Below are 10,316 nucleotides of genomic sequence, written 5' to 3'. Positions count from 1 at the left end.
GATGACCATTCCGGAGAAATACACGGTCGCGGATCTGTCCCAGGCATTGGCGCAGCGCCTGTATCCCACGATCACGGTATGGAATCGCCTCGAGGGCCGGCCACGCACTTCCAACTTCGATCGCGCGCTCAAGGCTGAAGTGCGCGACGCGCTCTGGATGCTTACCAAGCAATGGCAGATCGGTGAATTTCGCGCGGACGATGCCGGCTCGCCGGTCTCGGCAAAAGTGCGAATGCGCACGTCGCCCGTCACGAAATACCAGGCGGCAGGCGGCCCCGTCGAAGCCTATGACGGCAGCCTCCCCATGGAGGCGCGAACCGAGCAACTCCCCATCGCCCTGCAGTGGGATAGCAAGGCGATGCGGCTGGACTTGCGTGCGCAGTTGGGGCGTCAATGGCGCAAGCTGCTGGATGGTGCTGGGCTTTCGGCGTATACACCGCAATACCTTGCACGCTATCCCTTCCAGTTACCCACACAGGACACGCTTGGCGACTATGTCTATGCCCATCGCCAGGGCTGGCAGCAATACGCGGCACTGGCGGGGCGCTGCATCGATGGCGGCAACCTGTATGTCTACCTGACAGCCAATCCCGCCCAGCACGCGTCCGATGGCATCACGTTATCGTCGCCCGGCGACCAGTCCGCGCTGGACAATCTTGGTGCGCAGTTCGTTGCCTGGTACCGCGCACAGTATCTGCAGGAAACCGGCCAGAGCGCGTGGCAGCCCGATTACCTTGAATATCAGCTTGCCTGCTCAGCCACACAGGCTGGGCAGGAAGTCGTGCTTGCAGCCAGCGAGTACGCGCAGGGTCATCTTGATTGGTACGCGTTCGATCGCTCCACGCCCGCGGGCGGACTGGGGCAAGTGACACCGGCGCCCACTGCCGTCGAACAGGTGACCGTTACGCCCTTCATTCCCACGCCGGTCACCTTCCAGGGCATGCCCGACCCGCGCTGGTGGGCGCTGGAAGATCGCAAGACCGATTTCGGCAGCGTGTCGCCATCCACCACCGATGTGGCTCAGTTGCTGCTGATGGAGTTCGGCCTGATCTACGCCAACGATTGGTTCATGCTGCCGTGCCGGCTGCCCGTCGGCGAGCTTGCGCGCATCGAGGGCCTGACGGTGACGAATGTGTTCGGCGAGCGCTTCTGGATCATCGCCGCCGGCACGGGAAGCCGGGACAACTGGCATCGCTGGTCGATGTTCCAGCTCAGCTCGGCGCCACCCGCGCAAGGCATGGCCGATACCAGTCTGCTGATTCCTCCGTCGACGGCGACCACCTTCGACGGCGATCCCATGGAGATGGTCGAGTTCGCTCGGGACGAAGTGGCCAACATGGTCTGGGCGATCGAGCGGACCATCCCCGCCGTTGCCGGACAAGGGCGCTCGGGCAAAGACGAGGCGCGTGAGACTTTGCTCTATCAGCAACAGTTGATCACTACCGCCACACCGCCGCCTGCCGCCTATGCCGCACCAATTGCCTATCGCGCGATGAGCAGCGTGCCCGAGCATTGGATTCCGTTCGCACCCGTGCATGTGGACGGCTCCAACCGGCAGATCCAGCTTCAACGCAGCCGCATGCTACGGATCATCGATGGCGATCCGAACCCGCCGGTCAAAGTACCGCCGCGCACCACGCTCGTGCGCCAAGGGCTGGACGTCACGCCACCGCAGCCCTATTTTGTGCATGAAGAGGAAGTCCCACGGGCTGGCGCCATCCTGACGGAACGTTTCCGGCGGACACGCTGGAACGGCGGCACGACCTATGTCTGGCTCGGCGTACGCAAGCAGACCGGCCGCGGCGAGGAAACCAGCGGACTAGCCTTTGATAGTCTGGTGTCGGTCACGCCACAAAATGCCGGCCCATAAAGGCCGATGATGATGGGCATTGAGATAAGCAAACATCTTCATTGCGGGAGCGGCTTCTGGGCACCTTGAGAAACCTCCGTCTTCATCGTCGCCCCGGCGAACGCCGGGGCCCAGCGTCTTCAGCACGCTGGAGCGTAAGGCACTGGGTCCCGGCGTTCGCCGGGACGACGGATAGGAAAGGGTTTCGAAGTGTCCTGAAGTCGCTCCCACAAGATAGGCTGTCATTTGCGGTTTAGTGTCGAGAGCTTCGTACCCCGGATCATGAAACGCGTTGTCATCCACATCCAAGCAGGCGCCGGATCGACCTGGCGAAGTCGCCTCATGGGCGTTGCCTTGGCGGGCATCATTCTCTCGATATTTCTGTTGCTGATGCTGGGTATCTGGATCGCGTTGGCCGTGGCTGCCACCTTGGCGATTCTGGTTGGGCTCACCCGGGCGTTTTTTCCGTCCGCCCTCGGCGGGCTCCGTTTCCCTCGCCGGACGTCGCCCTCCATGGGCACGCACACGTCCGCGCCGGCCAGCACCCCGTCATTGGAGACGCACGGCCATAGCCGATCGTCTGACGGCGATTCGTCGCCCCCGCGGGAATAAATGTTGATCCTGGATGGTATTGCCTCTCGTGAGCACTCCTTCCGTGCCCCGCTTCAGAGGTTTCCATCATGTCCGTATCTGTACAAGCGTCATACGCCGTTCCAATGTCACAGTCAGCGTCTTACACGAAGGTCGCCATCGCCATACATTGGCTGATTGCGCTGCTGATTTTTCTTAACGTCGGGCTCGGCATCTTTATGGAGAGCTTTCCAAAGAGCGCTCCAGGCCATGACGCGGTGCTGTTCTATCACGCCTCGATTGGCAGTCTGATTTTCATGCTGGCCGTGCTTCGTCTGCTGTGGCGAATCACCCATAAGCCACCCGCACTTCCAGCAAGCATTCCATCGTGGCAGCAAACGGTTGCGCATGCCCTGCACTGGTTACTGTATTCGTTGATGTTTCTCGTGCCTCTTACCGGTTACCTGCATCGCATGGCGGGCGGGCATCCGGTGAGTTTCTTCGGAATCGGCTTCCTGCCGGTTGTGCTGGGCAAGAACGAGCCCTTGCGCTTGCTCACTGACACCCTGCATGTGTGCCTGGTCTGGGTCTTCTGCATTCTCGTGGTCGGCCATATAGGTGCCGCTCTGAAACACCGGCTTATCGATCGCGATGGCGTTCTCCAGCGCATGTTGCGCGCATAAGGCGCTATGGACCGACAGGGCTGCTACCGGCCGGGTTTGAGATAGATGAAACGGGAACCGGCGCGCATGAAAATCGCGCCGGCCAGAAAAGCGATACCCAGCCCGCCGGCCCAGAAGGTAGCGCCCCACAGCGCGCCGAAGCTATCGACCGTTGCCGTCAGTTTCGGCAACGAAGGATCGTACAAGACCTGCACTTCCTGTCCGGCCTGAAGGCAGATCGCACCATTTTGGGGGTAGTCGACCGCCGCATCGGCTGCAGTTTCAAAGTGAATCTCGACATGGGCGCAACCGTGGTTCTGGCGCGTGACCTTTCCTGTGGCGTGGCTTGCCGTGTGGATGAATCGCCAGGTATGCAGACCGGTGAAACCGCAGGCAACGAGGAAAATCGCGCCAACACAACCGAAGAAAAGTAGGTAGCCGGGAGTGGCCTTCATGACTGCGTTCCGTGGAAATCAGGCGGTTAGTGGCCAGTGAAGAGTGGCACATGGTGGCATGACGGCAGGCGCAGTTATCAGCCTTCCCGTTTGCAGGCATCGATCGGGTATTCGCAGCGCAGCTGGTCAGGTTGTGCGTCGGGCGAGGTCGCATCCATGTATTCGGCTGGCACGTTCCATACAGCCAATTTGCGGCGCGAGGGAGCGCCCTCTTCTTCCAGATAGAGCCAAAGCTTGTCGCCTTGCCAGCTGAATGCCGCAGCCGTCAAGGCGTAGCCTTGCGGCAGCAACAGATTCACCAGGGGCTTGCCTGCCTTCATATCGAAAACGGTAACCGGGACACCCGGCGAGGTACTTCCTATGGTCAGCAAGCGTCCATGGGCTGTACGAGCAGCACCGGCCATATAGGAAACGCCAGGAGTTCGCCAATTGCCGCGAGTCTGGCCGGTCGACAGGTCGATCACGCGTAACACCGGCCCTTCGCCGGTCGGTAAATTTGCCAATGCGATGGCCCACCCTGCGTCACGGCTGCCGAAGAAGGCGCTATCGACCGAAGTCTTTATATTGGCGACCACCTTACCTGTGCGTGGAGACACGCCGTAAGCATCGCGATCCGTCCACCAGAACAGGCCGTCGTTGAAATGAATGGTCGGACTCCAGAGCCAGGGCAAGGCGTGCTCCAGGCTGTCGGAGACATCGCGACGCAGTTCGCTGTTCCATGCCGTGCTTTTCAGTTCACCCGGCTTGCCGGAGGTGACGTAAAACTCGCCGCCGATAAGCAACGCTACGCTGCCGTCAGGCGTGAGTGTCCAGTTATCCAGGAGCTGGTCGGCACCCAGCATGGGCAACGGTGTCGAGGTGGCCTTGTTTTGCCCGGGCGACCAGGCGACAAGCCGCGTCATTTGCCCATCGTCCTTGAACCCCCAGACAACGCCATAGGCATCCACTCTTGGACCGGCCCGGCCGACATAACTGGGCGGTTCATCGGTATGCACTACCGCATCATGCTGCACGACATAACGGCGCGACTGCTGGCCGGCTGCCAGTACGCTGCCATCGGGCAACGGCAACAATCGCCATGCGTCGTTGTCGTAACGCCGCAGATCTTCTTCGTCAGCGGGTAGATCGTAGACCATCAAACTTCCGTTCGGTGCGGCCGCCGTGTCGCGAACTTCATCGGGCTTCTGTCGGCCGGGCAGGTCACGAATCAGCACATGCATGCGTGCATCGGCGTCGCTTTCGCCAAGCGCATGCAGGGTCGTGGCGACGGCGTGCAGGCGATTATCGAGGTCCGTGTCGATGTATTGGACGGCATCCTCCTTACGATCGATGCCTGGCGACGGAAAACAGGTCACTCCGGTCATGCAGCCGAAAAGGTGAAGCTGGTGCCGGACAATCGACTTGCTGCCGGTAAACCACACCAGCGCCATCGGCGTCCGGTTGAACATCGGCGACACATCCATGACGCCGCCCTGCTGGTCATAGCGCGCAAATCGGTCGAGGCGCGTGCTGCCAAACCGCCAACGCTCGATCTGTTGGGCGAAGAAAGGCAGGTTCTTCAGGCTATCGCGCTCGAACTCGTTCTGGCCGGCGAGGGCTTCTTCAAAGTGAGCCCGCTCTTCAGCGGTCAGCACGCCTTGCGACAACGCGTTGTCCAACAGCGGCGCGGCCTTTGCCGCCGCCTCATGCTGAAGTATCGACGCGACCTCGGGACGGTTGCGCATGCTGATGTCCACCCAGGCCGAATCCATGCTCCACAACGGGGCACTGTCGTCGTTCCATTGGTAGCCGTCAGCTTGCAAGCTGCTTTTGAGCGCATCGCGCACCTGCGCCGACGGCGCGGGTATCAGGTAATAATTGACCTGCTGAACCATTTCATCATGGCTGCGCTGAAGATAAATGAGTGTGTGTACATGGTTGCTTGGATTTGGCGTCAATTGCCTCGCTACATGTGCGTAGCGTCCGAGCGATGCCGCGACTATCAGCAAGACAGCCATGGTTATAAGAAAGATCTTGCTGGTCAGCGCTCTACGAAACACGCCTGGCTTCCCGCCTCGGGCCACGTTGGTCTTCCCTGGTCAGATGTTATGTGAGTTATTGCATAGCATAATTGGCGAGTCGTATCGTACACCCATAGATCATTCTACGATGACCTGCCGCCTGCTCGCCTGACGTGCGGCCCCACTTTCTGATTTCTCAAGGCGTCATCGACTTCTGGCAACAGGGCAATGACCTTATCAACGAGCAAGCCGTAATCTTCTTCGATGGCTTCTCGCTTAGACCACCATGGCCGACGAACAGAAAACGGTCTGAAGAATCGTCGACGCTCGCACAATACAAAGTACTTATCCAGCCATGTCACGAGGACTTCCGGTGCCTCGACATGACACACAATGCCTGTAATACCTCCCGAAGGGACCACACCGAAGTTCATGCGGGTCGCAACGCGTCTGCGCGTGATCAGCTCAACCTCGATCTGCTCGAACCCATGATCAGTTTTCCTTCGAAGCAACCCAAAAGGGAAGCTGGCAGCCAGGGCACGGTCAACCGAATCATCTTCCGATTTCGATAGCGCAGCCACTTCGAAGCCGCGGTTTAAAAGTTCCGGGATCAATTTTTTGCGAATGGCGTCAACAAGCCAACGTCGCTCCTTTTTCATATCAGCGCTACCAAGTCGGGCCGGAGCATCATTGCCAAATCAGATCTGAAAACCCGCCTCGCACGAACTCCGCACGCCAGATTTCGCTTAAGCCGTCCTTAAAGGCAATCGATGCCACACACCCATTTATCTCATCCCCCTTGAACACCTCGATCGAGTGCATCTTTAAGTCAAGGATGAATGCCGAGTACTCGGAGTATTTGTTTGCGCCAATTTCCTTAAATATCGCAAACTTACGAATGAAAGAGCCTGTATCGCCTGAGATCAGTTCATACATCCGCTCAGCGCATTTCCTGTCCATCTCCGGCATCTTTTCGGGGTAGCTGAATGTAATCAGCCCATCTGTTCCAAGATCGATCCTTTTGACAGTCATGCCTGGTTCGTCAGAATCATGCATGGCAGACGAGCCGACCTCGGCCGTCTCCAAGGAGACATGCTTTCGATGCCTGACATAGGCGAGCCAGTCAATTGCAGCGCCGGAAGCAAAATACACGCCTGCCACAGAACCGATGATGCACATGAGTTTGTAGTGAAATGCCCCGAAAGCCGTAGCTGCCGCCAAAAAAATAACGGTATAGATACCCTTGTATAGAGCACCATCTTGAGCCTGTCTCATATAAATGAGGCGCTGTGTTTTAGTTGTCGTCGACTTAACAGGCATGATTATTGGCGTCCACGCTCTAATGCTTCCGCGATCATTCCAACCTGGACTGGAACCGAGCCATACAATCCAGACATACCTAACTCCATGGGCGTCAGCACATACCGCTCAATATTATCGATTGCGGCGGCATAGATTTCCCATATCATGGCAGGTTTCTCGCCAAAGACTGACACGTGAAGATACGCCTCATTTCTGTCGCCACCCTCGCATTGGTTGCGGGTTGCAGTACAAACACCATCGATTTCTCGATCGACAATCCCACCGACGCAACGCTCAAACTGCAAATCGACGGCTCTGCCTACGACATTCCTGCGCATCAGGCCAAGGACGTCTCGCTCAAGGCTGGCGAGCATATTATGGATGCGCCGGCCACAGGAAAGATCAAGTTCATTGTCTATGCGGGCCGCAAGGGCGGGCTGATCAATCCGAGCTTGAGCGATTATGTGATCGTCAGCGAGTCTTACGTCACCGACGCATCGAAATTGAAGAACTTCGCTCCCGCGGGCGGCGGTCCTTTTGAACTGGATGGCGTGAAGTTCAACGGACCTTTCGAGTTGACCGATGGACTGTTTATCGATAACGCTTGGCGTTTCGGCGTGCGCGAGCCGTTTCCCGATTCGCTGGAAGGCTATGACGCCGGTAACGGCGGCAATATCTTCCGCAAGATATTTACTGCTCCCGACTTCGTGGCCTATTACGAGAAGCGATCGGGGCAGCAGGACTTCTTCGAAAAGAACAGATTGCACAAGCCCGCTCCGCCGAAGCCGGTGACGACAGCTGCGCCCCTGCCCGCCTTCGCCGATACGAAAACGCAAGAAGCTTCACTCAAGCTGCGCCAGCTGTACCAGGATTACCTGCACGCCACGAACCCGGTCGAGCAGAAGCGACTGCAGGACGAGTACAACAAGCTGATCATCGATTTTACGATGGCTACCACATCGCTCGCCGCCTCCCGCCCGGTCGAGGAAAACGTCAAACAGAACGAATTTGTCGAACGCATTGGTGCGGCCATGGGGAAATCGGCACAGGTTGAAAACTGATGGCTCATGGGGCTGCGACATAAGGGACGAAGCTTGGCGTAGGCTCGCGTCATAGCGGTGTAATGGGACCGCCCGTCACGCGGCGTTATCGTTGCATGCGGAAAATGTTCGCGGTAGCGTCACATAGTCCCTCATTTTGCTTCAGGAGATCTTATGAAACTCGGCATGATCGGCCTCGGCCGCATGGGTTCCAATATGGCTCAGCGCATCGCTCTCGGCGGGCATCAGGTGGTGGGTTTCGACCCTAATCCGCAGGCGCGCAAGGAGCTGGAAGCCAAGGGCGCGGCATCCGCCGATTCGCTGGCCGCGCTGGTAGCGGCCCTGCCCGCTCCGCGCACGCTGTGGCTGATGGTGCCTGCGGGGGATATCACCGACAACACCCTCAAAGACCTTCTATCGCTGTTGGCTGCCGGCGACACGGTTATCGATGGCGGCAATTCGAACTACAAGGACACGATGCGCCGGGCGCAGATATTTGCCGAAAAACAGATGGACTATATCGACTGCGGCACCAGCGGCGGCATATGGGGCCTGACCGAAGGCTATAGCCTGATGATTGGTGGCGAGAAGGCGGCTGTCGAGCGTGCGCGGCCGCTGTTCGAGGCGCTCGCACCCGCCAAGGATCAGGGCTGGGGACATGTGGGTCCGGTGGGGTCCGGCCACTTCACCAAGATGATTCACAACGGCATCGAGTACGGCATGATGCAGGCTTACGCCGAAGGCTTTTCCATTCTCAAGCATAAGAGCGAGTTTGCGCTCGATCTGCATCAAGTGGCCGAGATATGGCGCACCGGCAGCGTGGTGCGCTCGTGGCTGCTGGATCTGACCGCCGATGCGCTTGGGAAGAACCCGAACATGAGCGGCATTGCGCCTTATGTAGTCGATTCGGGCGAGGGGCGATGGACCGTGGATGAGGCGATTGCGCTCAATGTACCTGCACCGATAATTACGCAATCGTTGATCGAACGGCTGCGGTCACGCGACGACGATTCGTTTACCGACAAGTTGTTGTCGGCGATGCGTAACGAGTTTGGTGGGCATGCGATAAAGAGTGAGTGATCTGTGTTGCCCGTAATCTGGGGCCTTGCGCTTTGACGTATTGAAGACGCTGGGCCCTGGCCTTCGCCGGGGCGACGGAGAACGTTGAGGTTGTTTCAGATATGGCGTTCCGCAAGCCGTCTTGTCGCGCGAAAGTGAAACAGGACGGCAAGCAGGGGGATGGCGACTGAAAGTGCGTATTGGCTTCGCGACACGCCGACGCCGAATGGAAACCAGATTCCGGGCACGCCGATCGTATTGATCTCCTCGGCGAACATCGCGACACCGGTGGTGAGCATGGTTATCAACGCAAGCGTGCGCCCGCGTCCATGCCTGACGATATGCCATGCCACCCAGACAAACAGCGCAAGCAGCGCCAGGCGGCTGGCCACCCGGACGATCTCAACGTGCTGTCCGACAAGGGCCGCGATCGCCGCAAGTGCGGCAAGAGCCAGCGCGAAACGATCGATCCGACGATCGGGCGGAGACACCCAGCTGTTCCAGGCGATAACCCAGGTGCCGAGAGTAAGCGGCCCGAGCACGACCAATCTGACGACATCGTATGTTTTCAGGCTTTCGATCTCCGTCCAGGCAGATACCGCCTGATTGAAGCGAAGCAAAGCGATGGAGACCAGGGCCAGGGCAACCCTGGTCCAAAATCGATCCGGCGGACTAATACGTCGCAGCGACAAGGCGTACAAAGCCAGGGCCAACAGGAACACCGGCTCGATCACCTCGACGACATAGCCCCAGAAGGTCTGCCACCACTGCGCGAGCAGGCGTGCATGGCCCGCATTCGATTCGGCCAGAATCGGAGCAACGTGCACCCCGCCGGCTTCGCTCGCATTGACGTTACTTTGCTGCAGGTAGACGTGAATGGCGACAACCGCATCGCCGGAAGATGCGGATTCGGGCAACTTATAAAGAACGGGATGCGTTGAAAACGCACGTGGAGGATCGGCGCTGAAATCGCCAACCCCACCGATCTTTTTCCCGTTCCAGAAAATCTCATACGCGTCATCGACAAGCGTGGGACCAATCAGTACCGGCTGCATTCCTTCCGGCACGCTCCAGTGGAGACGCATCCGGTACCAGGCATGCCCCCATCGACCGGTGTGTCCGCGTGCCGTCCAGCCGGGGACATAGTTTGACAAACCGACATCGCCATCATGGGCACCGGCCAATGGGGTCAAATCGATCCGTTCCCAGCTACGGTCGTCAAACTGTGGCATTGCCCGTTGCGGATCGTTGCCAAAACTGAATTGCCATGGACCGGTCAGGGGTACTTCTGCTGACGCCAACCTTACATCGGAGGCCGCTTGCGCCGATGGCGGCCAGTGCAGGACAAGCGCCAATCCAAGCAGCCCGAGGAATGCGCT

9 protein-coding genes are annotated in these 10,316 nt (G+C 58.8%); 4 read left to right on the top strand and 5 right to left on the bottom strand.

The features are described 5' to 3' along the window. The first annotated feature begins 1 nt into the window (after window position 1). Window positions 2-1,870: a hypothetical protein gene (locus tag ACZ6WW_RS19005; RefSeq protein ID WP_465275587.1), complete on the top strand. Its 1,869-nt coding sequence runs from the start codon at window positions 2-4 to the stop codon at window positions 1,868-1,870. 695 nt (window positions 1,871-2,565) lie between these two features. Beyond that, window positions 2,566-3,102: a cytochrome b gene (locus ACZ6WW_RS19000; RefSeq protein WP_465275586.1), complete on the top strand. Its 537-nt coding sequence runs from the start codon at window positions 2,566-2,568 to the stop codon at window positions 3,100-3,102. Window positions 3,103-3,125: 23 nt separating this feature from the next. On the opposite strand, the gene ACZ6WW_RS18995 is transcribed toward ACZ6WW_RS19000, so the two are convergent. The 4 genes from ACZ6WW_RS18995 to ACZ6WW_RS18980 all read right to left on the bottom strand — a co-directional run bounded on the left by ACZ6WW_RS18995 (window position 3,126) and on the right by ACZ6WW_RS18980 (window position 6,856). Further along, the gene (locus tag ACZ6WW_RS18995; protein WP_465275585.1) at window positions 3,126-3,536 is read right to left on the bottom strand and encodes a DUF3592 domain-containing protein; all 411 of its coding nucleotides are present in this window, start codon (window positions 3,534-3,536) and stop codon (window positions 3,126-3,128) included. Between the two features lie 77 nt (window positions 3,537-3,613). Continuing rightward, window positions 3,614-5,575, bottom strand: a complete 1,962-nt coding sequence (locus ACZ6WW_RS18990) for a hypothetical protein (RefSeq protein ID WP_465275584.1) — start codon at window positions 5,573-5,575, stop codon at window positions 3,614-3,616. A 104-nt stretch (window positions 5,576-5,679) separates the two neighbouring features. After that, on the bottom strand, window positions 5,680-6,195 hold the full coding sequence (locus ACZ6WW_RS18985; RefSeq protein WP_465275583.1) for a hypothetical protein: 516 nt from the start codon (window positions 6,193-6,195) through the stop codon (window positions 5,680-5,682). Window positions 6,196-6,223: 28 nt separating this feature from the next. Continuing rightward, a complete protein-coding gene (locus tag ACZ6WW_RS18980; RefSeq protein WP_465275582.1) occupies window positions 6,224-6,856 on the bottom strand; it encodes a hypothetical protein in 633 nt (210 codons plus the stop codon). Between the two features lie 176 nt (window positions 6,857-7,032). Here ACZ6WW_RS18980 and ACZ6WW_RS18975 point away from each other — a divergent pair, with 176 nt between their 5' ends. Both ACZ6WW_RS18975 and gnd read left to right on the top strand, forming a co-directional pair. Beyond that, window positions 7,033-7,899, top strand: coding sequence for a hypothetical protein (locus ACZ6WW_RS18975; protein ID WP_465275581.1), 867 nt, complete (start codon window positions 7,033-7,035; stop codon window positions 7,897-7,899). Window positions 7,900-8,052: 153 nt separating this feature from the next. Then, a complete protein-coding gene (gene gnd, locus ACZ6WW_RS18970) occupies window positions 8,053-8,958 on the top strand; it encodes a phosphogluconate dehydrogenase (NAD(+)-dependent, decarboxylating) (RefSeq protein ID WP_465275580.1) in 906 nt (301 codons plus the stop codon). A gap of 95 nt (window positions 8,959-9,053) precedes the next feature. Here gnd and ACZ6WW_RS18965 read toward each other — a convergent pair whose 3' ends face one another. Then, the gene (locus ACZ6WW_RS18965; protein WP_465275579.1) at window positions 9,054-10,169 is read right to left on the bottom strand and encodes a glycoside hydrolase family 2; all 1,116 of its coding nucleotides are present in this window, start codon (window positions 10,167-10,169) and stop codon (window positions 9,054-9,056) included. Window positions 10,170-10,316 lie beyond the last annotated feature (147 nt).

The organism is Dyella sp. NPDC103356, assembly GCF_055584465.1.
Note: the sequence above shows the minus strand (reverse complement) of the source record. Positions and strands in the feature narration are given on the sequence as shown.